The organism is Falsiroseomonas sp. (genome assembly GCF_030695085.1).
In the GTDB taxonomy this organism is placed as follows: domain Bacteria; phylum Pseudomonadota; class Alphaproteobacteria; order Acetobacterales; family Acetobacteraceae; genus Falsiroseomonas.
In genome coordinates this window covers 39,419-59,332 of the sequence record NZ_JAUYTS010000194.1, presented here as the reverse complement: position 1 = coordinate 59,332, position 19,914 = coordinate 39,419, and the positions used below count along the sequence as shown (strand labels likewise).

18 protein-coding genes are annotated in these 19,914 nt (G+C 70.3%); 13 read left to right on the top strand and 5 right to left on the bottom strand.

Going from position 1 to position 19,914, the window contains the following annotated elements:
* A partial coding sequence (locus Q8S40_RS20840; protein ID WP_305671936.1) for a hypothetical protein occupies positions 1-525 on the bottom strand: 525 nt, incomplete at its 3' end.
* Between the two features lie 109 nt (positions 526-634).
* On the opposite strand from Q8S40_RS20840, the gene Q8S40_RS20835 reads away from it, so the two are divergent.
* Positions 635-1,348: a cytochrome b/b6 domain-containing protein gene (locus tag Q8S40_RS20835; RefSeq protein ID WP_305671935.1), complete on the top strand. Its 714-nt coding sequence runs from the start codon at positions 635-637 to the stop codon at positions 1,346-1,348.
* A 100-nt stretch (positions 1,349-1,448) separates the two neighbouring features.
* Here Q8S40_RS20835 and Q8S40_RS20830 read toward each other — a convergent pair whose 3' ends face one another.
* On the bottom strand, positions 1,449-1,901 hold the full coding sequence (locus Q8S40_RS20830) for a cytochrome c (RefSeq protein ID WP_305671934.1): 453 nt from the start codon (positions 1,899-1,901) through the stop codon (positions 1,449-1,451).
* A gap of 165 nt (positions 1,902-2,066) precedes the next feature.
* Between Q8S40_RS20830 and Q8S40_RS20825 the strand changes: the two genes are divergently transcribed.
* From Q8S40_RS20825 to Q8S40_RS20805, 5 genes are all read left to right on the top strand, one after another.
* Positions 2,067-3,065, top strand: coding sequence for a tripartite tricarboxylate transporter substrate binding protein (locus Q8S40_RS20825; RefSeq protein WP_304808701.1), 999 nt, complete (start codon positions 2,067-2,069; stop codon positions 3,063-3,065).
* Positions 3,066-3,130: 65 nt separating this feature from the next.
* Positions 3,131-4,723: a GMC family oxidoreductase gene (locus tag Q8S40_RS20820; RefSeq protein WP_305671933.1), complete on the top strand. Its 1,593-nt coding sequence runs from the start codon at positions 3,131-3,133 to the stop codon at positions 4,721-4,723.
* A gap of 15 nt (positions 4,724-4,738) precedes the next feature.
* Positions 4,739-5,470, top strand: coding sequence for an SDR family NAD(P)-dependent oxidoreductase (locus tag Q8S40_RS20815; protein ID WP_305671932.1), 732 nt, complete (start codon positions 4,739-4,741; stop codon positions 5,468-5,470).
* Positions 5,471-5,714: 244 nt separating this feature from the next.
* Positions 5,715-6,179 carry a hypothetical protein gene (locus tag Q8S40_RS20810; RefSeq protein ID WP_305671931.1) on the top strand — a complete coding sequence of 155 codons (465 nt, stop codon included), beginning with the start codon at positions 5,715-5,717 and terminating at the stop codon, positions 6,177-6,179.
* Between the two features lie 16 nt (positions 6,180-6,195).
* Complete coding sequence (locus tag Q8S40_RS20805; RefSeq protein ID WP_305671930.1) at positions 6,196-6,477, top strand: DNA-binding transcriptional regulator; 282 nt, start codon at positions 6,196-6,198, stop codon at positions 6,475-6,477.
* A gap of 2 nt (positions 6,478-6,479) precedes the next feature.
* Here Q8S40_RS20805 and Q8S40_RS20800 read toward each other — a convergent pair whose 3' ends face one another.
* Together Q8S40_RS20800 and Q8S40_RS20795 are read right to left on the bottom strand one after the other, a co-directional pair.
* A complete protein-coding gene (locus Q8S40_RS20800; RefSeq protein ID WP_305671929.1) occupies positions 6,480-7,715 on the bottom strand; it encodes an aminopeptidase in 1,236 nt (411 codons plus the stop codon).
* 18 nt (positions 7,716-7,733) lie between these two features.
* On the bottom strand, positions 7,734-8,321 hold the full coding sequence (locus Q8S40_RS20795) for a TlpA disulfide reductase family protein (RefSeq protein WP_305671928.1): 588 nt from the start codon (positions 8,319-8,321) through the stop codon (positions 7,734-7,736).
* 17 nt (positions 8,322-8,338) lie between these two features.
* Here Q8S40_RS20795 and argH point away from each other — a divergent pair, with 17 nt between their 5' ends.
* Both argH and Q8S40_RS20785 read left to right on the top strand, forming a co-directional pair.
* Entirely contained in the window at positions 8,339-9,733 is a 1,395-nt protein-coding gene (gene argH, locus Q8S40_RS20790; RefSeq protein WP_305671927.1) for an argininosuccinate lyase, read from the top strand.
* Complete coding sequence (locus tag Q8S40_RS20785) at positions 9,730-9,855, top strand: hypothetical protein (protein WP_305671926.1); 126 nt, start codon at positions 9,730-9,732, stop codon at positions 9,853-9,855. The genes argH and Q8S40_RS20785 overlap by 4 nt, the downstream gene beginning before the upstream one ends.
* 61 nt (positions 9,856-9,916) lie before the next feature.
* Here Q8S40_RS20785 and Q8S40_RS20780 read toward each other — a convergent pair whose 3' ends face one another.
* Entirely contained in the window at positions 9,917-11,935 is a 2,019-nt protein-coding gene (locus Q8S40_RS20780; RefSeq protein WP_305671925.1) for a PAS domain-containing sensor histidine kinase, read from the bottom strand.
* A gap of 300 nt (positions 11,936-12,235) precedes the next feature.
* Here Q8S40_RS20780 and lysA point away from each other — a divergent pair, with 300 nt between their 5' ends.
* The 5 genes from lysA (at position 12,236) to Q8S40_RS20755 (ending at position 19,902) form a co-directional block, all read left to right on the top strand.
* Positions 12,236-13,579, top strand: coding sequence for a diaminopimelate decarboxylase (gene lysA / locus Q8S40_RS20775; RefSeq protein WP_305671924.1), 1,344 nt, complete (start codon positions 12,236-12,238; stop codon positions 13,577-13,579).
* Complete coding sequence (locus Q8S40_RS20770; RefSeq protein ID WP_305671923.1) at positions 13,576-16,257, top strand: DUF4175 domain-containing protein; 2,682 nt, start codon at positions 13,576-13,578, stop codon at positions 16,255-16,257. Before lysA ends, Q8S40_RS20770 begins: the two co-directional genes overlap by 4 nt.
* Positions 16,258-16,326: 69 nt before the next feature.
* Complete coding sequence (locus Q8S40_RS20765) at positions 16,327-17,172, top strand: alpha/beta fold hydrolase (protein ID WP_305671922.1); 846 nt, start codon at positions 16,327-16,329, stop codon at positions 17,170-17,172.
* A 42-nt stretch (positions 17,173-17,214) separates the two neighbouring features.
* On the top strand, positions 17,215-18,618 hold the full coding sequence (gene thrC, locus Q8S40_RS20760; protein ID WP_305671921.1) for a threonine synthase: 1,404 nt from the start codon (positions 17,215-17,217) through the stop codon (positions 18,616-18,618).
* Between the two features lie 18 nt (positions 18,619-18,636).
* Positions 18,637-19,902, top strand: a complete 1,266-nt coding sequence (locus Q8S40_RS20755) for a pitrilysin family protein (protein ID WP_305671920.1) — start codon at positions 18,637-18,639, stop codon at positions 19,900-19,902.
* The last annotated feature ends 12 nt before the right edge of the window (positions 19,903-19,914 follow it).

The window sequence follows — 19,914 nt, the reverse complement described above, 5'->3', positions numbered from 1 at the left end:
GCCGAGGCTGGCGCCGAGCAGCACCAGGGCCAGCGGCACCGCCGGGCCCGCCGGCCCGGCCAGCGCCAGCCCGGCCGCGAGCAGCGCCGCCGCCAGCACGGCGCGCCAGCGGGCCAGCCGCAGCGCCAGCACGGCATACAGCGCAACGCCCGCCAGCACCGGCGCCGCCTGTGTCAGATCCGGCAGGTTGCGTGGCGCGCCGGCCATCCACCAGCCGGCGCCGAGCACGCCCAGCGCCGGCAGCAGCCAGCCCGGCAGCAGCCAGCCCGGCGCCCGCCGCAAGGCCAGGCCGAGCGCCACCAGGCCCAGCATCGCCAGCGCCAGCAGCGGCAGCCGTTCCGGTAGCTGGCGCGGTGAGGCCGGCAGCGCCCCGAACAGCCACCACCATCCCAGAAGCACCCCCGCGCCGAGCGCCAGGGCGCCGCCCGCACGCCAGCGTCGCCCGATCAGGGCCAGAACCAGGGCCAGCCCCAGCGCCAGCGCGCCGGGCAACATCCAGGGGGGGATCGAGTGGGGCAGGGACATGCCCGCAAAAGGCCGCGCCGCGCCGCCGCGCGCAAGCGTCACCTTCCGAAACTTGCCGCCCGCATCGCGCCGCGCCACACCGGCTTCGTTGCACGGATGAGGACCGCCGATGGACCGCGAGACGACCGCCTTGCCGGGAACCCGCAGCCTGAAGGTCTGGGACCCCTGGATTCGCCTGGTGCATTGGATGATCGTGCTGCTGATCCCGTTCTCCTGGTGGACGGCGGAGACGCATCGCTTCGACCTGCATGTCTGGTCCGGCTACACCATGCTGACGCTGCTGGTGTTCCGGATCGCCTGGGGCTTCGTCGGCAGTCACACCGCACGCTTCCGCAACTTCCTCGCCTCACCGCTGGAGGGGCTGCGCCACCTGGTGCATTTCCGGAAGCGCGCGCCGGTGGAGATCGGCCACAATGCCGCCGGCGGCTGGATGGTGCTGGTCATGCTGGGGCTGCTGCTGGCGCAGGCAGGCAGCGGGCTGTTCGCCGATGATGAGATCTTCACCCGCGGCCCGCTGGCCCGTGCGGTGGATTCCTCGACCAGCGCGCTGGCCACCTCGATCCATCTGCGGGTGTTCTGGCTGATCGTCGGCGTGGCGGTGCTGCATGTCCTGGCGATCCTGGCCTATCGCCTGGTGCGGAAGCAGAACCTGGTCGGGCCGATGATCACCGGCGCGCTGCGCCTGCCCGTGGTCTATCGCGGGCCGGTGCCGCGCATGGCCAGCAACTGGCTGGCCGCTGGCTTGCTGGCCGGGGCGGCGGCGGCGGTCTGGGCGCTGGTGACCTGGGGGCAGGCGCAGGGGGGCGCGAGCGCATTCGGGTGATGGACGAGGGGACGGCTGCGCGCGGCTGAAGCCTGCCCGGCCCCCATCACCGAACCCTCTCCCCCCAGCGTGGGGAGAGGGCTTTTTGAGCGGCCGCTAACTACCGCGCGCGGAACTGCTGGTGGCAGGCGCCGCAGGTGCCGCCGGTGCTGCGCAGCAGGTCGGGCGAGATGCTGCCCGCCTCGGCCGCGGTCTTCAGGGACGCCAGCGCCGTCAGCATGGCGTCGGTGCGGCTCTGGAAACCGGCGCGGTCGGCATCGATGGCGGCCAGCGCGCGGGTCTGGCCCGGCTGGGTGCCCTGCGGCTGCGGCGGGGTCAGGCTGGCGGTCGGCACCAGGTTCGGCAGCGTCTGCACGAAGGCGGACATCGCCTCGATTCGCGGCACCAGCGCCCGCGTATCGCCGCGGGACTGCACGGTGGCCGCCACCGCCTCCATCGTCTGGCCCATGCCGCGCAGCCCGGCGCGGCGATCCGCCACCACATCCTGCGCCACCGCCGCGCCAGCCATCCCGAGCACCGCAACGGCGCCCGCCGCCATCATCCACCCACGCATGCCTTGATCCTTCCGATCGGGTCGGCCGAGCCTGCCAGCAAGCCGCCGGCGTCGCAACGAGACAGGCGACGTCGTTGCATTTGGACATGTTCGGCCGCCCCCCTTGCCCTGGCGCGCGGCTGGGGCAAGGCTTCCGGGCCAAGAAAAAAGCCAAGGAGGAACAATATGCTCTTGCGACGCAGCGCGCTCGGGATCGGCGCGGCCCTGCTGGCGGCCGGGCTTGCCGCGCCGGCCTGGGCCTTTCCGGACCGGACCATCAACCTGGCCGTCGGCTTTTCCCCCGGCGGGTCCACCGACATCACCTCCCGCCTGCTGGCGGACCGGCTGGGGCCGGCGCTCGGCCCGAATGGGCGGGTGATCGTGGAAAACCGGCCAGGCGCTGCCGGCATCATCGCCGCCGATTGGCTGCGCCGGCAGAACCCGGACGGCCATGTGCTGATGCTGGTGGAGGCGTCCTCCCACGCGCTGGCGCCAGCCGCCATCGTCGGCGGCACGCGCTACGATCCGGTCGCGGACTACACCCATATCGCCATGGTCGGCAGCGGCCCGATGATCGTGGTGGCGCAGCCCAACCTGCCCGTCGCCTCGCCGCAGGAGATGGTGGCGCGGATGCGCGGCGGCCAGCCGGAGCAAATGCCCTTCGCCTCCTCCGGCGTCGCCTCCATGCCGCATCTCTCGGGCGAGATGTTCGTCAACGTCATGGGCATGGGCGGGCGCTTCCCGCATATCGCCTACCGCTCCGGCGGGCAGATGGTGGAGAGCATCGCCAAGGCGGAGACGCAGTGGGGGGTCGCCGTGCTCGCCTCCGCCGCCGGCCAGGTGCGGGATGGCCGGGTGCGCGGCATCGCGGTGACAGGGATGCAGCGCTTTCCCTCCTTCCCGGATATCCCGACCCTGAACGAGACGGCGCTGCCCGGCTTCGACCTGGAGAACTGGTTCGCCGTGATCGGGCCGAAGGACATGCCGCAGCCGGTGGTGGCGCAACTCAACGCCGCGATCCGCGACGCGCTGGGCCAGGCGCAGCTGCGTGAACGCCTGCTGACCGCGGGCGTCGCGCCCTGGACCCGGCCCAACAGCCCGGCAGACGTCACCGCCTTCTTCCAGGCCGAGGTCGCGAAATTCCGCGACGTGGTGGCGCGTACCGGGGTGAAGCTGGAACCCTGACGGCTTGCGGCCTCGCCCCGTTGCGGCGAGGCTGCGTTCCCAGGGGAAACGGGGGCGTCCGGCCGATGCAGGCGGGGGAAGTGGCGGATATCATCGTCATCGGCGGCGGCTCCGCCGGCTGCGTCGTCGCCGCCCGGCTGTCGGAGGACCCCAACTGCCGCGTGCTGCTGCTGGAGGCCGGGCCGCCCGATCGCGACCCCTGGATTCGCCTGCCGATGGGCTATGCCAAGCTGTTCGGCAGCGGCCGCTACGATCCGCGCTTCATGACGGAGCCGCAGGCGGCACTGGCCGGACGGCAGATCCATTGGCCGCGCGGGCGCGTGCTGGGCGGGTCGGGTTCGGTCAACGGCCTGGTCTTCCTGCGCGGCAGCCCGAATGACTATGACCGCTGGGCGCAATCCGGCGCGCGCGGCTGGGCGCATGCGGATGTGCAGCCCTTCTTCCGCAAGCTCGAGAGCTGGGAGGGGCCGGCTTCCGAAACCCGCGGCACCGATGGCCCGATCCGCGTCAGCGAACCGAAGCGCCTGGCGCCGGCGGCGAAGGCCTTCGTGGATGCCTGCGTCGCCACCGGCCTGCCGCGCTTTGGCGATGTGAATGGCGGCGGGCCGATCGAGGGGGCGGGGCCGATCCAGTTGAATGTCGGCAGCGGTTTTCGCTCGTCTTCCGCCCGCACCTATCTGCACCCGGCGATGCGGCGGCCGAATTTGCGGGTGGAGACCGGCATCACCGTGCAGCGCATCCTGGTCGAGGAAGGCCGCGCGGTGGGGGTGCATACCGGGCAGGGCGTGTTCCGGGCCAGCCGGGAAATCGTGCTGAGCGCGGGCGCCATCGAATCACCGAAACTGCTGATGCTGTCAGGTATCGGCGATGCGGCGGCGCTGGCGGAATTCGGCATCGAGAGCGTGGCGCATAGCCCGGATGTCGGCCGCAACCTGCAGGACCACCTGATCTCGAAGTTCATCTTCCGCACCAGGCCCTGCGGCACGCTGAACGAGATCCTCGGCAGCAATCTCCGCAAGGGTGCCATAGGGCTGGATTGGCTGCTGCGCCGGTCCGGGCCGCTGGCGATCGGCGCCGGGGAGGCGACGGCCTTTGCCCGCATCACGCCGGGCGCGGAGGAGGCGGAGGCGCAGATCCTGTTCGTGAACTTTTCGACGTTCGACTACAGCAAGGGGCTGCATCCCTTCCCGGGCGTGATGTGGAATTACGGCCCCTGCCGGCCGGATAGCCGCGGCTGGCTGACGCTCGCCTCGCCCGATCCGGCGGACCGGCCGGTGATCCGGCCGAACTATCTGGACCATCCGAATGATCTGCGGATCATGCTCGGCGCCGCCCGCCTGTCCCAGCGCATCGCCGCCAGTGCGCCCTTCGCCGGGTTGATCGAGGAAGAGCTGCGCCCCGGGCCGCAGGGCGACAGCGATGCGGCATTGGAGGCGAATATTCGTGCCACCGCCGGCACCGTCTTCCACCCCTGCGGCACCGCGCGCATGGGCACCGATAGCCGCGCGGTGCTTGACCCTGAGCTTCGGGTGCGCGGAGTCACCGGCCTGCGGGTTGCCGATGCCAGCGTCTTCCCGCTGATCCCGTCCCCCAATATCCAGCCCGCCGCCTTGATGGTGGGCGAACGCTGCGCCGATTTCATCCGGCGGGCCGCTTAAGGAGAATACCCAGGCATGAAGACCGCCCTGATCACCGGTGCCGGCCGCAATATCGGCCGCGCCGTCGCCCTCGCCTTGGCCGAAGATGGTTTCAACGTCGTCATCAACGGCTCCTCCGACAAGGCAGCCGCCGAATCGGTGGCGGCGGAGGCGAAGGCGCTGGGCGTGAAATCCCTGGTCGCCATGGGCGATGTCGGCGACCCCGCCGCCTGCGGCCGCATTGCCGCCGCGGCGCTGGGGGAATTCGGCGCGGTGGACGTGCTGGTGAACAACGCCGCGCTGCGCCCGGCGAAGGCCTTCCTGGAGACCACGGCGGAGGATTGGCGCCGGGTGATGGCGGTGGACCTCGAAGCCGCGATCTGGCTGTCCCAGGCCTGCCTGCCGGGGATGCTCGACCGTGGCTGGGGCCGCATCGTGAACTTCACCGGCATGAACGCCATCCACGGCTATGCCGGGCGCGCGCCGGTTTCCGTCGCCAAGCACGGGCTGTGGGGACTCACCAAGTCGATGGGCAAGGAATTCGGCCCGAAGGGCATCACGGTGAACGCCATCTCGCCCGGCCCGATCGCGGCGGATGATGAGGGTGAGAACCCCACCGAATACCGCCAGAAAATGGTCGCCCGCGTGCCGGTGGGGCGGATGGGCCAGCCGCGGGAAGTCGCCGCGATGGTGCGGCTGCTGGTCTCGGCGGATGGTGGCTTCATCAATGGGCAGATGCTGCAGGTGAATGGCGGCACGGAGACGTGACGAAACACGCCAATGGCGATGCCAGGCAATCCTAATGGCTGAATCGCGCGTTTTCAGAAATCTGGAGCGTTGGCAGCCCCTCATTGGGTCTCTGCTAGCCCTTATTGCTGCGATGATTGGTGCTTTTTTTCTTTGGAGGCAAACCAAGCAGGCGGAAGATCATGAAAATGCACGAATTGCTCGCCGCGATATTGCGGCGAGAGCGGCCCTGCCAGTTTTTTAAGAGCAAATTTCGGAATTCTGTGTGGATTTGGCAATTCAGCTTGAGAAGCTTTATCAGCCAACCCACGGGGCCATTCCTGAAGATTTGCTTGGGTCGTTCAAACCGCATAAAATCAGCCCCGAGGCACTTAGTGCTCTTCAATCAACTATAGAGAACATCACCGAGAAATCGGCGATTGACCAAATCCGGCAAATTATCCAGCTTTACCAGATCCTGCTCTCTCGGACCAAGGCGCTCCCAAGTAAACCGAAATTAGACACACAAATAAAAATTGTGACCTCTTACAATATTGATGTGTACATAGCCGACTGCGCCAAATTGTATCACTGCGTTTCATCGTTGTATCCATATTCCAGAAATGAAACGGATGAAGTGCGGGGTTGCTTCACGGATGCACATACATACACTGCGCTAAACCTTCTGGGTTTCCACGACATGATCCACACGCGTCTATATCCAAAGGGCAGAAAGAATGCCGAAGGGTAGCAGATATGGACCAGGCTTGGCCGGGTCGCTGCGCGAGGTGCGGGACTGGCAGCAGGGCCGCGGCGCGCTGCAGGTGGTCAACCGCAACCCCATGCCGCCGGAGCGACTCCGCGCCATTCGCAAGCGCCTGGCGAAGTCCGCCCGTGACTTTGAGCAGAAATTCGGCATCCCGGCCGCGACGCTGAACAATTGGGAACAGGGCCGCCGCGCGCCGGACCCGGCCGCGCGGCTGCTGCTGGAAGTGATGGAGCGGGAGCCGGAGGCGGTGGAACGCGCTGCCGCCGCCACCGCAGCCTAGAGTCAAACCGCCACGAATTCCCCGCCGCGCATCAGCGGCTCCACCGCGCCATCCTTCGTCACGCCATCCACATCCAGCTCGGCGCTGCCGATCATCCAGTCGATATGGATCAGAGACGCATTGGCGCCGCGTGCCGCCAGCCTTTCCATCGGCACCCCCGCCGCATCCCGCAGGCAGGTGGTATAGGCCTGGCCCAAGGCGATGTGGCTGGCGGCGTTCTCGTCGAACAGCGTGTTGCGGAACAGCAGGCCGCTGGCCGAGATCGGCGAGGAATGCGGCACCAGCGCCACCTCGCCCAGCCGCGCCGCACCCTCATCCGTCTCCAGCACCTTGCGCAGCACTTCCTGGCCCTTGGAGGCATGCGCCTCGACGATGCGGCCCTCCTCGAAGCGCACCACGATGTCCTCGATCAGCGTGCCCGCGTAAGCCAGCGGCTTGGTGGAGCGCACGGTGCCGTGCACGCGCAGCCGGTGCGGCGTGGTGAAGACCTCCTCGGTCGGGATGTTCGGATTGCAGGTGATGCCGTTCTTCGCCGGCTCCGCTCCGCCCGCCCACAGATGCCCATCGGCCAGGCCGAGCGTCAGCTCCGTGCCCGGCCCGCGATAGCGCAGTTCGAGAAAATCCTTGTTGTTCAGATAGGTCGTGCGCGCATGCAGGCGGGCATTGTGCGCCGCCCATTCCGCCACCGGGTCCGCCACATCGACGCGGCAGGCGGCGAAGATCGCGTCCCACAGCTTCGCGACGGCCTCCTCCTCCGGCAGCCCTGGAAACACCTCCCGCGCCCAGCCCGGCGTGGAGGCGGGGACCAGGTTCCAGTTGATGGCGAAGCTGGTGATCAGCTCCAGCGCCGGGCGATAGGCGATGGAGCGTGCGCGGTTGGACCGGGCCACCTTTTCCGGGTCCTGGCCCGCCAGCAGCGTCGGGCTTTCGCCGACGACCGCCAGGCGTGCGGCGTTACCCCGGAAGGCCTGGGCCATGCCCTCGAACAGCCAGCCGGGGGCGACATCGAAGGCCTCCGGCGCTGCGTGGCGGTAGCGGGCTAGCGCCACCTCGTCATCGCCGATCAGCGGCGTCACCAGCGTGGCGCCGGCCTGGTAGGCATGCACCGCGATGCGGCGCACCAGGGGCAGGGCCTCCACCGGGCTGGTCATCACCAGCTCCTGCCCCGGCTGCAGGTTCAGCCCCACCTTCACGGCAAGCGCTGCCAGCCTGTCGAGCCGCGTGGCGAAATCAGTCATGGCGCAGTGGTCCTAAAATCAGGTGCGAGTGCTGGTTTCAGCGCTGGCCGGGGTGCGGGTCAACCGCCGGATGGCGGCGACAACCTCCGGCTGGTCCCATTCGGCCTCCCCCATCAGGCGGGCCACTTCCAGGCCGCGCCGGTCGATCAGGATGGTGGTGGGCAGCACCCGCACGGCCAACGCCCGGCCGGTGGCGCCGCGAGGGTCCAGCCAGATGGCCATGTGGCGCAGGTTGGTGCGCTGGTAGAAGGGCTCCACCTGGGCGCGGCCGCCGCGGTCGTTGGAAAGGGCCAGCACCTCGATCCCGTCGCGGGCCACCATGGCGTGCAGGCGGTCCAGCGCCGGCATCTCGGCGACGCAGGGCGGGCACCAGGTGGCCCAGAAATTCACCACCAGCGCCTTGCCGCGAAACGCCTCGAAGCCGAAGGGCCTTCCCTCGGCATCGGTGAAGGACAGGCCCTCGGGCAGGGGTTGCGGCGCCGGGTGTTCGACCATGCGTTGCAGGCCGTTGCTGGCTGCCGCTTGGCGTGCCCCCGTCGTGGCGAGTAGGGTCGCGCCGGTCGCGGTCCCCAGCAGGGTGCGGCGGCTGCCGGATTTCCATAGCACTTCGAAAGACCTCCTCCGTGACCGAACCGCGTGCGAGCCATGACCTCTGGGGTGGGCGTTATGCCGAAGGCCCCTCCGCCATCATGCGGGAGATCAATGCCAGCATCGGCTTCGACCGCAAGATGTGGCGCCAGGACATCTCCGGCAGTCTAGCCCATGCGGCCATGCTGAAGCATGTAGGGATCATCAGCGCGGAGGACGAGGCTTCGATCCGCCAGGGCCTCGCGGATATCGCCGAGGAGATCGATTCGGGGCAGTTCGTCTTCAGCGACGCGCTGGAAGATATCCACATGAATATCGAGGCGCGGCTGACGGAGCGCATCGGCGAGGCCGGCAAGCGCCTGCACACCGCGCGCAGCCGCAACGACCAGGTGGCGCTGGATGTCCGGCTGTGGACGCGGGACGCGATCGATGGGCTGGACCGTCAGATTGCGGATGTGATGCGGGCGCTGGTCGCCCGTGCCGCGGAACATGCCGGCACCGTGATGCCCGGCTTCACCCATTTGCAGCCCGCCCAGCCCACCACCTTCGGCCACCACCTGCTGGCCTATGTCGAGATGCTGTCCCGCGACCGCGGAAGGCTGGCCGATTGCCGCAAGCGGTTGAATGAAAGCCCGCTGGGCTCCGCCGCGTTGTGCGGCACCGGCTTCCCGATCGACCGGCACATGACGGCCGCGGCACTCGGCTTCGACGGGCCGATGCGGAACAGCCTGGATGCGGTGGCATCGCGCGATTTCGCCGCCGAGTTCCTGTTCGCCTGCGCGATGTGCGTGACGCATCTGTCGCGGCTGGCGGAGGAGGTGGTGATCTGGACCAACCCCTATTTCGGCTTCGTGAAGCTGTCGGATGCCTTCACCACCGGCAGCTCCATCATGCCCCAGAAGCGCAATCCGGATGCGGCGGAGCTTGTGCGGGGCAAGACCGGGCGGGTGTTCGGCGCCCTGGTCGGCATGCTGACCGTGCTGAAGGGCCTGGCGCTGACCTATGGCAAGGACATGCAGGAGGACAAGGAAGGCATTTTTGATGCCGCCGAGACCCTGGCCCTGTGCCTGGCCGCAACCGGCGGGATGGTGCGGGACATGCAGCCGCAGCCGGAGCGGCTGAAAATCGCCGCCGGGGCCGGCTTCTCCACCGCGACGGATCTGGCGGATTGGCTGGTGCGGGAGCTGAAATTCCCCTTCCGCGACGCCCACCATGTGACCGGCAAGCTGGTGGCGATGGCGGAGGCGGCGGGGGTGGACCTCGCGGGCCTCAGCCTCGCCCAGATGCAGCAGGTGGAACCGCGCATCAGCCAGGGCGTCTTCGATGTGCTGACGGTGGATGCCTCCGTCCGGTCCCGCACCTCCTTCGGCGGCACGGCGCCGGCGAATGTGGCGCGGATGGCCGCCGAATGGCAGGAGAAGCTCGCATGAGGCTGTTCATCGCCCTGCTGCTGGTGGCCGGGACCCTGGCCGCCTGCGGCCGCGCCGGCGGCATCCGCCCGCCCGGCCCGGCGGAGGCCATCACCCACCCACGGACCTATCCGAGCCGCTGACGCGGCACACCTACCCAGGCGCTGACCCGGCTGTGCATCCCGGTCGCAGCGCCGGGGTGCCCTACATGGCGAGGTCGCTGGCGGGGATGCCGGCGATCCGAGCCAGGGGCAGGCTGATGTCGCAGACCAGACCGGTCTCGTGCCAGGTCAGCAGCAGGGACCCGCCGAGCTGCCCATGCACCACGCCGGCCAGGACGCGGGACCCGAAGCCGCGCCGCGCCGGTTCGGACAGGATCGGCGGTCCGCCCGTTTCGGCCCAGCGAAGCCGCAACGTCCCCAATGGCTCATCATCGCGCGTCCATCGCACCGTGACGCGCCCGGCCGCCGTGGAGAGCGCGCCGTGCTTCATCGCGTTGGTGGCCAGTTCGTGCGCCACGATCGCCAGGGGCTGCGCGGCGCCGGCGGGCAAGGCCACGGCCGGTCCATCCAGGGTGGCGCGCGGCGCGCCCTCCGGCCCGCGGATCATGAAGGCATCCATCTCGGCGGCCAGCATGGTGCGCAGATCGGCCCCGGCCCATGCCTCGTTCGCCAGCATCGTCTGCGCCCGCGCCAGCGCCGCGACCCGCCCGGTGATGGCCTTCACATAGCTGGGCAGGTCCGGCGCCCGCGTCAGGCGCAGCGCGGCCTGCACCACCGCGAGCGCGTTCTTGGCCCGGTGGTCCACTTCCCGCGATAGCAGCGCCTGCCGCTCCTCGGCCAGTTTGCGGGCATGGATATCCACTGCCGTGCCGGGGAAGCGCATCGGCTCGCCCGCCGCATTGCGCAGGCAACGGCCGCGCACATGCAGCCAGCGCGACCCGCCGTCGGGCTGCAGCACGCGATATTCGACGTCATAGGGCTCACCGGTCTCGACCGCGCGGCCGATGGCGGCCTGGACACGAAGGCGATCATCCGGATGCATGGCCTGCACGAATTCAGCGTGCGGCACGCCGTTGGCCGCACGCGCCGCATCCACCCCGAAGACGCGGGCGAAGCGCTCATCGGGGTAAAGGAGATCCTCCGGAATGTGCCAGTCGAACAGCCCGACCATGCCGGAGGCGCCGAGCGCGAGCTGCAGCCGCTCCTCGCTCACCCGCAGCGCCGCCTCGGCCCGCACGCGTTCCACGGCGTCCCAGCTTCGCGCCACGACCTCCCCGACCAGGGCGATCTCGCCACGGGTCCAGGCACGCGGCGTGGCATGATGGACGGCCAGGATCGCCACCATCTGCCCCGCCTTCATCAGCGGAACATTGAGGAGCGCGGCGACGGAGATCCGGTCGAGGGCGGCCAGCGTCTCCGCCGCGCAGGTGCGCGGGTCCTGGCGCACATCCGGGATCGCCACGATTCGCCCCCGCCGCAGCTCCGCGACGAGGGCCGGGCCGTAATCATCCAGCCTGTGGCAGCCGTTCTGGACCAAAGCGGCGCTGCGCGGTGCGCCGTCATCGGTCCAGGCCTGTGTGATCGTGGCGAAGGCGCCGTCCGGCTCCACATCGGCATAGGCCACCTCGCCGACGCCGAGATGCAGGCCCAGCGACCTGCTCATCTCCGCGAGGATGGGGGCTGGCGCGGCGAGGTCCCGCAGCCGCTCATCGAGCGAGAGCCGGAATGCCTGTCGCCGCTCGGCAAGGTTCCGCTCGGTGGTGCTCAGGGCCGTGAGGAAGATGCCGGCCACCTTCCCCGTCTCGTCCCGGATCGGGGCGAAGCTGTAGGTCCAGAACGTCTCGTCCAGCCCGCCATCGCGTTCCATCAGCAGGCGCTGGTCCTCCGCGACCACGCCCTCGCCGGTCTCATGGACCTGGCGCGCGGCGGTGGTGAGCGATTGCCACAAGGTGGGCCAGACCTCCTGCATGGTCCGCCCGAGCGCCCAGGGGTGCCGGCTGCCGAGGAACGGCCGATAGGCCTCGTTGTAGAGAAGGTAGAACTCCGGACCCCAGTAAATGGCGCTCACCGCCCGTGAATTGAGGCAGGTGGACAGCGCGGAGCGGAGTGACTGCGGCCAGGTCGAAGGGTCGCCGAGCGGAGTTGCCGCCCAGTCGCGCTGGCGCATCAGCGCGCCCAGTTCGCCACCCCCGGCAAGGATGCCCAGACCCTGCGGTGCCACCCCTACCGCACCCTGCCAGGTGTGGCCGCCGGCGTGCCGCGCCTGGCCTTGCCTTGCCGGCGGTCTGCCAGTGGACGCAGCAGCGCGCGGTCGTCCGTGTAGGCTCCGGGCGCGGATGCGCGGCGAGCTTCGCTGGCGTTTCGTCGTGCCATCGCGAAATCCGGCGCATCGGTGCCATGTCGTATCAACAGCATGGGCCGTTCATTCCATTTGGCGTCCGTGGCCGGTGTCGGCGCCGTCTTCGTAACTGTAGCACGGGTGGCGCTTGGCGTGTGCCGGCCGCGCCCCCAGAATAGGGTCATGGCCGCACCCGCACCCCAGCTTCACCCGGATTCCGACCCCAGCTTCGCCGAGCTGCTCGCCCTCCGCCCGCATCTCCGCATGGACCCGCTGGCCGGGCTGATGATGGAGGAGGTGCCGCTGGCGCGCATCGCCGCCGCCGTTGGCACGCCCACATGGGTCTACTCCGCCAATACGCTGCGCCGCCGACTGGCCGCGCTGCAATCCGCGCTGGATGACGCGCGGCTCGGCGCGCAGGTGCATTTCGCGGTGAAGGCCAACCCGAACCTGGCCGTGCTGCGGACCCTGGGGCAGGCTGGGGCCGGCGCCGATGTGGTCAGTGAGGGTGAGCTGCGTGCCGCCCGCGCCGCCGGCATCCCCGCCGCCCACATCGTCTTCTCCGGCGTCGGCAAGACACTCGCAGAAATCCGCCTGGCACTGGCCGAGGACATCCAGCAGATCAACGCCGAAAGCGCGGAGGAGGTGGAGATGATCTCCGCCATCGCCGCTGGCATGGGCCGCACCGCCCGCGTGGCGCTGCGGGTGAACCCGGATGTGGATGCCAAGACCCACGCCAAGATCACCACCGGCAAGTCGGAGAACAAGTTCGGCATTGCCATCGGCGACGCCCCCGCGCTTTACGCCCGCATGTCCAGCCTGCCCGGCATCCAGCCGATCGGCGTCGCCGTGCATATCGGCAGCCAGATCACCGCCGGCGTCTCCGCCTACCGCATCGCCTATGGGCATCTGGCCGATCTGGTCCGCACGCTGCGCGCCCAGGGGCTGAATGTGGAGCGGGTCGATTGCGGTGGCGGCCTCGGCATTCCCTACCGGGACGAGCCTGCGCCACAGCCGGCGGCGCTCGCCGGCGCCATCCAGGCGACGCTGGGCAATCTGGGCGTGGAGCTGATGGTGGAGCCCGGCCGCTGGATCGCCGGGCCGGCCGGCGTGCTGCTTGCCTCCGTCATCCTGCAGAAGCAGGGCGCCGAGCGCCGCTTCGTGGTGCTGGATGCGGCGATGAACGACCTGGTGCGGCCGGCGATGTATGACGCCTGGCACGGCCTCCTCCCGGTCGCGCCCGCGGATTTCACCGCCCAGACAGCCCCGGCCGATGTGGTCGGGCCGATCTGCGAAAGCGGGGACACCTTTGCGCGAAACCGTGGCCTTCCACGGCTGGAACCGGGTAGCCTCGTGGCATTCCTGGATGCGGGAGCCTACGGCGCGTCGATGAGCAGCACCTACAACAACCGGCCCCTGGCCGCCGAAGTGCTGGTCGATGGCGACCGTTTCGCCACGGTCCGTGAACGCCAGACCCAGGACGCGCTGCTGGCCGGCCAGCGACTGCCGGAGTGGTTCGCCGCATGAGCGGCCGGCGCGAGGCTTCCCCGCTTCGCGCTTTGCCGCGGCGCCGGCTTCTGGCGCGGCTGGCGCTGGGCTGGGAACGGCTCTGGCCGGCCTTGTGGCCGCCGCTTGGCGTGGTGGGCCTGTTCCTGCTGGTGGCGCTGCTCGGCCTGCCGCTGCTGCTGCCATCCTGGCTGCGGCCCTTCCTGACCTTCTTCTTCCTCCTGGCCGCCATCTACGCCGGGATCCGCGGCTTTCGCGGCCTGTCGGTGCCCCGCCCGGCGGAGGCCGACCGGCGGCTGGAGGCGGCCTCCGGCCTCGCCCACCGGCCACTCGCCGCGCTGGCGGACCGGCCGGCGGGGAATGACCCCGTGGCGCTGGCGGTGTGGGAAGCGCATCGCCGCCGCGCCACCGCCTCCATCCAAAGCCTGCGCGTCGGCCTGCCACGGCCGGGGCTGGCGAAGCGGGACCCGATCGCGCTGCGCGCCGGGCTGGGCCTGGCGCTGGGTGCGGCCCTGGTGGTGGCGGGGGCCGAGGCGCCGGAACGGCTGCGCCGCGCCCTGGTGCCGGAATTCGGCCTGGCCGTTGCGGCGCCTGGCCTGCGGCTGGAAGCCTGGGTAACGCCGCCGGCTTATACCAACGCCGCGCCGATCTTCCTGGACCTCGCCGGCGGCGAGGTGACGGTGCCGCAGGGCAGCCGGCTTCAGGTGGCGCTCTCGGGTGGTAGCGGTGGCGCGCCCGAATTGCAGCTCGGTGCGGAGGCGACGCCGTTCCGCGCCCTCGATGCGCAATCCTGGGCGGCGGAAGCGCGGCTCGACCAGGGCGCCCGGATGGCGATCCGCCGCGGCGGGTCCGAAGTGGCCGGCTGGTCCCTGACCGTGCAGGCGGACCAGCCACCGACCGCCCGCTTCACTGATGCACCCGCCCGCGCCCCGCGCGGCCTGGCGCTGCGCCTGCCCTGGCAGGCGGCGGATGATTGGGGCCTGGCCGGGGTGGTGGCGGAATTCCGCCTGGCGGCACGGCCACAGGCGCCGGCCCATGCGATCGACATCAACCTGCCCAGCGTGCAGCCGCGTGAGGCGACCGGCATCGCCGGCCCCGACCTTTCCGCGCATCCCTGGGCCGGGCTGGAGGTGGAGGTGCAGCTTCTGGCGCGGGACGGCGCAGGGCAGGAGGGTCGCTCCGACCCCGCCCGCGTGACGCTGCCGGAACGTGCCTTCACCCATCCGGTGGCGGTGGCGCTGATCACGCTCCGCAAGGCGCTGTCGCTGGACCCGACCGCGCGGCGGGGGGCGCGGGCGGAGCTGGACCGGCTTTCCGGCGCGCCGGAGGCCTTCGAACACGACACCACCACCTTCCTGGCGCTGCGCTCCGCGCGGCATCGCCTGCAGCGCGACCAACGGCCACAGGCGGTGGACGAGGTGCAGGAACTGATGTGGGAAACCGCCCTGGCGCTGGAGGAAGGCCGCGCCGACCGCACCGCCCGCGCCCTGGAACAGGCCCGCGCCGAACTGCGTGAGGCACTGGAGCAGCAGCTTCGCGAACAGGCGGAGCGGGAACAGGCGGAACAGCAGGACCGGACACCCGAACAGGCCCAGGAACAGGAACGTCAGGCCCAGGAGCAGCGGGCGGAGACCGATCGGCGCATCCAGGAACTGCGCGACGCCATCCGCCAGCATCTGGAAGCGCTGGCCGAGCGGTTGCAGCAGGAAAACGCGGAGGCGATGACCACCGACCCGCAGAACCGCCTGATGGACCGCCGCGACCTGGAACGCCGCACCGACCGCATGCGCGACGCCAACCGCGAACAGCGCCCGCAGGATGCCGAGCGGGAGCTGGCGGAGCTGGAGGAAATGCTCCGCGCGCTGGAGGAAGGCCGCACCCCGCAGAATGAGGCGGCGGAGCGTAACCGCCAGCAGCGCCAGCGCGGCCAGCAGCAGATGGGCGTGGTGCAGGACATGGTGCGCCGCCAGACCCAGATGCTGGATAGCGGCCACCGCCGTGCCGAGGCCGAGGCGCAGCGGCAGGAGGCCGAGCGCCGCGCCCGGCAGTTGCAGAACCGCGCCCCCTGGTCCCGCCCGCCGCAGCAGCCGGAACCACCCGCGGCCCAGCCCAACCCCGCGGAGGCCGAGACCCGCACCGAGGCGGCGCGGGAGGCGATGACCCAGCGCGCGCTGCGCCGCGCGCTCGGCGAGGTGATGCAGCAATTCGGCGATCTGACCGGCGAAATCCCCACCCCGCTCGGCCGCGCCGACCAGGCGATGCGGGAGGCGCAGGAGGCGCTGGCCCAGGGCGGCGATGCCCGCACCCCGCAGCAGACCGCGATCCGCGAATTGCAGGAAGGTGGCCGCCAGATGGCGCAGCAGATGCAGCGCCAGTTCGGCCAGGGCGAGCCGGGGGAAGGGGAGGGTGAGGGCGAGGGTGAAGGCGAGATGTTCGGCCAGGGCCAGGGCCAGGGCGAGGGCGGGCAGGAAGGCGGGCAGGAGAATGCGCAGGGCCAGGGCCCCGGCCGCGACCCGCTCGGCCGCCGCAGCCGGGAGGCCCCCGGCGCACAGGATAATGGCAGCGACACCCGCGTGCCGGACGAGGCCGAATTGCTCCGCACCCGCCGCATACAGGAGGAACTACGCAAACGCGGCGCCGAGCGGACCCGTCCGCAGGAGGAACTGGACTATATCGATCGCCTGCTGCGGCGGTTCTGAGGCACTGCCGGGGACTTTCCCGGCCCGCCCCACCCTGTAGGCTGGCCCTCCCTTGAGGAGGCCGCGCCCATGTCCTTCACCGCCCCCGCCCGCCGGCTCGGCACGCTGGAGCGCCCGGATTGCACCATCGCCTATGAGGTGACGGGCAGCGGGCCGCCGTTGGTCTTCGCGCATGGGCTGGGCGGCTGCTACCTGTCCTGGTTCCACCAGGTGGCGCATTTCGCGCCGCGCTATACCTGCATCAGCTTCTCCCATCGCGGCTTCTTCCCCTCCACCGCGCCGGAAGGCGGGCCGGATCCACGGGACTATGCGGGCGACCTGGCGGCGCTGGTGGACCATCTGGGGCTGGGGGATATCGCGCTGGTCTGCCAGTCCATGGGCGGCTGGACCGGGGTGGAATATGCACTGGCCCGGCCCGGGCGGCTGCGCGCCCTGGTGCTGGCGGCGACCACCGGATCGCTCGACCCGCGCCAGATGGCCGAGCCGGCGCGCGGGCGTCTGGAGGGCTGGACCAAGGACTCCGCGGAGGCGCGTGCCGCGATGGCGGCCGGCAACATCCACCCCGCGGCCGGTCCGGCAATGGCCGCGCGCCAGCCCGCGCTGCACCACCTCTACACCCAGATCGACCGGCTCAGTGCCGGGCTGGACAAGGAAGCGCTGCGCGCCCGCATGGGCGACATGCGCCGCCGCCCGCCCGCCGACCTCGCCGCCGGCAATTGCCCGGTGCTGTTCATGCCGAACGGCCAGGACCAGGTGATTCCGCCCTTCGCCCTGCACGCCATGGCGCCCGAGATTCCGGGCGCCCGGGTGGCGCCGATTCCGGATGCGGCCCACTCCGCCTATTTCGAGGCACCAGCGGCCTTCAACGCCCTGGTCGAGGCCTTCCTGATCGAGGTCGGCTTCACGCCCGCATAGCCCCCCCTCGCGGCAGGGCCTCGGGCGAGCTATTCAGCTCAGATGCGCTACATCTCCACCCGCGGCGAGGCCCCGTCGCGCGACTTCGAAGGCGTCCTTCTGGCCGGGCTGGCCGAGGATGGCGGGCTTTTCGTGCCCGAGACCTGGCCGGTGCTGACCAGCGCCGAATGGCGCGCCTTGCGTGGCCTGCCCTACCCGGACCTCGCGGCCCGCATCCTGTCGCTGTTCACCGGCGGCCAGCCGGACCATGCGACGCTGCTGCCGATGCTGCGCCAAGCCTATGCCGGCTTCGGCCACCCCGCCGTGGCGCCGCTGGTGCAGCTGGATACGCGGATGTTCGCGCTGGAGCTGTTCCACGGCCCGACGCTGGCCTTCAAGGACATGGCGATGCAGGCCCTCGGGCCGCTGTTCGAGCATGTGCTGGCGCGGCGCGGCGAACGGCTGACCATCGTTGGCGCCACCTCCGGCGACACCGGCTCCGCCGCCATCGAGGCGATCCGCGACCGTGCTGCGATCGATATCGTCATCCTGCATCCGGAGGGCCGCACCAGCCTGGTGCAGCGCCGGCAGATGACCACGGTGCTGGCGCCGAACGTCGCCAATCTGGCCATCGCGGGGTCCTTCGATGATTGCCAGGATCTGGTGAAGGCGATGTTCGCCGATGCGCCGTTCCGGACGGAAATGCGGCTTTCGGCGGTGAATTCCATCAACTGGGCGCGCATCGCGCTGCAGATTCCCTACTACGTCGCCTCCGCGCTGGCGCTGGGTGCGCCGGACCGGGAAGTGGCGTTCTCCGTGCCGACCGGCAATTTCGGCAATGTGCTGGCCGCCTGGGCGGCGCGGCGCATGGGGCTGCCGATCGCGCAATTGCTGATCGGATCGAACCGCAACGATATCCTGACCCGCTTCCTGTCGGACAACGACATGACGATGCGGAGCGTCGAGCCCTCCTTCTCCCCCTCCATGGATATCCAGGTCTCCTCCAATTTCGAGCGCCTGCTGTTCGAGTTGATGGGCCGCGACCCCACCGCGACGGCGGACACCATGCGGCGGTTCCGGGCGGAGGGCCGCATGCCGGTGCCGGATGCCGCCTGGCACAGCGCAACGCGCGTGTTTCGCGGCTTCGCGCTGGATGATGCCGGGACGCTCGAGGAAATCCGGCGGCTGCATGGGCAGGGCTACCTGGCCGATCCGCACACCGCCATCGGCACCGCCGCCGCCATGGCCAGCCCGCCATCGGACCCGGCCATCCCCATCGTGGTGGCGGCCACCGCGCACCCCGCGAAATTCCCGGATGCGGTGCGCCAGGCCACCGGCATCGAGGCCCCCCTGCCTTCGCGCCTGGCCGACCTATATGAGCGTCCCGAGCGTTACTCCCGCCTGCCGGCCGATCTCGGCCAGATCGAGGCCTTCGTGCGACGCCACACCCTGCGCAACGTCGCCTGACCGCGGCGAAGGACACATATGAACGACGCCATTCGCCTGACCCGGCTGCCGAGCGGCCTCACGGTCGTGTCCGAGAAGATGCCGCGGGTCGAGACCGTCTCGATCGGCGCCTATGTGGATGCCGGCACGCGGCATGAGGCGGCGCCGGAAAACGGCGTCTCCCACTTCCTGGAACACATGGCCTTCAAGGGCACGGAACGCCGGGACGCCGCGGCCATCGCGCGCGAGATCGAGAATGTGGGGGGGCACCTCAACGCGTACACGTCGCGCGAAAACACCGCCTTCTACGCCAAGATCCTGAAGGAGGATGTCGGCCTCGCCGCCGATATTCTGGGCGATATCCTGTCCCACAGCACCTTCGTGCCGGAGGAGCTGGAGCGTGAGCGGGGCGTGATCCTGCAGGAGATCGGCCAGGCGAACGACACGCCGGACGATATCGTCTTCGACCATTTCCAGGCCACCGCCTATGGCGCCCAGGCCATGGGCCGCCCGGTGCTCGGCACCGAGGACACCATCAAGGCGATGAGCCGGGAGGCGCTGACCGGCTATATGCGCCGCCATTACGGCCCCTCCCGCATGGTGGTGGCCGCCGCCGGCGCGCTGGAGCATGAGGATCTGCTCGACCTCGCCCAGCGCCATTTCGGCGAATTGCCCGCCGCGATCGCCGCGGTGCCGGAACCGGCGCGCTACACCGGCGGCGAGTTCCGGGAGGAGCGGGACCTGGACCAGGTGCATCTGTGCCTCGGCTTCCCATCCGTCGCCGCCAACCACAAGCTGCACATGGCAACCCAGCTGCTTTCGACCCTGCTCGGCGGCGGTATGTCCTCCCGCCTGTTCCAGGAGATCCGGGAGAAGCGCGGGCTGGTCTATTCCATCTATTCCTTCGCCTCGCCCTTCGCCGATGGCGGGCTTTTCGCCGTCTATGCGGGCACCGGCGAGGATCAGGCGGAGGAGCTGGTGCCGGTCGCGCTGGAGGAACTGCGCCGCGTGCAGAAGGATGTGTCGGAGGATGAGCTGGCCCGCGCCAAGGCGCAGCTGCGCGCCAGCCTGCTGATGAGCCTGGAATCCACCGGCAGCCGTTGTGAACAGCTCGCCCGCCAGCTCCAGGTGCATGGCCGCATCATCCCGACCGAGGAAACCAAGGCCCGCATCGCCGCGGTGACGGTGGCCGAGGTGCAGGAAGCCGCCGCCATGGCCTTCCGCGGCGCGCCGACGCTGGCCGCCCTCGGCCCGGCCGGCAAGGTGCCGGGGTTGCCTTCCATCATCGAGAGCCTGGCCGCCTGAACGCGGACGGCC

Bases quoted from the DNA above. Each gene is read 5' to 3' on its own strand.
- Q8S40_RS20835 (WP_305671935.1), top strand. From the start codon at position 635: ATGGACCGCGAGACGACCGCCTTGCCGGGAACCCGCAGCCTGAAGGTC.
- Q8S40_RS20830 (WP_305671934.1), bottom strand. From the start codon at position 1,901: ATGCGTGGGTGGATGATGGCGGCGGGCGCCGTTGCGGTGCTCGGGATG.
- Q8S40_RS20825 (WP_304808701.1), top strand. From the start codon at position 2,067: ATGCTCTTGCGACGCAGCGCGCTCGGGATCGGCGCGGCCCTGCTGGCG.
- Q8S40_RS20820 (WP_305671933.1), top strand. From the start codon at position 3,131: ATGCAGGCGGGGGAAGTGGCGGATATCATCGTCATCGGCGGCGGCTCC.
- Q8S40_RS20815 (WP_305671932.1), top strand. From the start codon at position 4,739: ATGAAGACCGCCCTGATCACCGGTGCCGGCCGCAATATCGGCCGCGCC.
- Q8S40_RS20800 (WP_305671929.1), bottom strand. From the start codon at position 7,715: ATGACTGATTTCGCCACGCGGCTCGACAGGCTGGCAGCGCTTGCCGTG.
- Q8S40_RS20785 (WP_305671926.1), top strand. From the start codon at position 9,730: ATGAGGCTGTTCATCGCCCTGCTGCTGGTGGCCGGGACCCTGGCCGCC.
- lysA (WP_305671924.1), top strand. From the start codon at position 12,236: ATGGCCGCACCCGCACCCCAGCTTCACCCGGATTCCGACCCCAGCTTC.
- Q8S40_RS20770 (WP_305671923.1), top strand. From the start codon at position 13,576: ATGAGCGGCCGGCGCGAGGCTTCCCCGCTTCGCGCTTTGCCGCGGCGC.
- Q8S40_RS20765 (WP_305671922.1), top strand. From the start codon at position 16,327: ATGTCCTTCACCGCCCCCGCCCGCCGGCTCGGCACGCTGGAGCGCCCG.
- thrC (WP_305671921.1), top strand. From the start codon at position 17,215: ATGCGCTACATCTCCACCCGCGGCGAGGCCCCGTCGCGCGACTTCGAA.
- Q8S40_RS20755 (WP_305671920.1), top strand. From the start codon at position 18,637: ATGAACGACGCCATTCGCCTGACCCGGCTGCCGAGCGGCCTCACGGTC.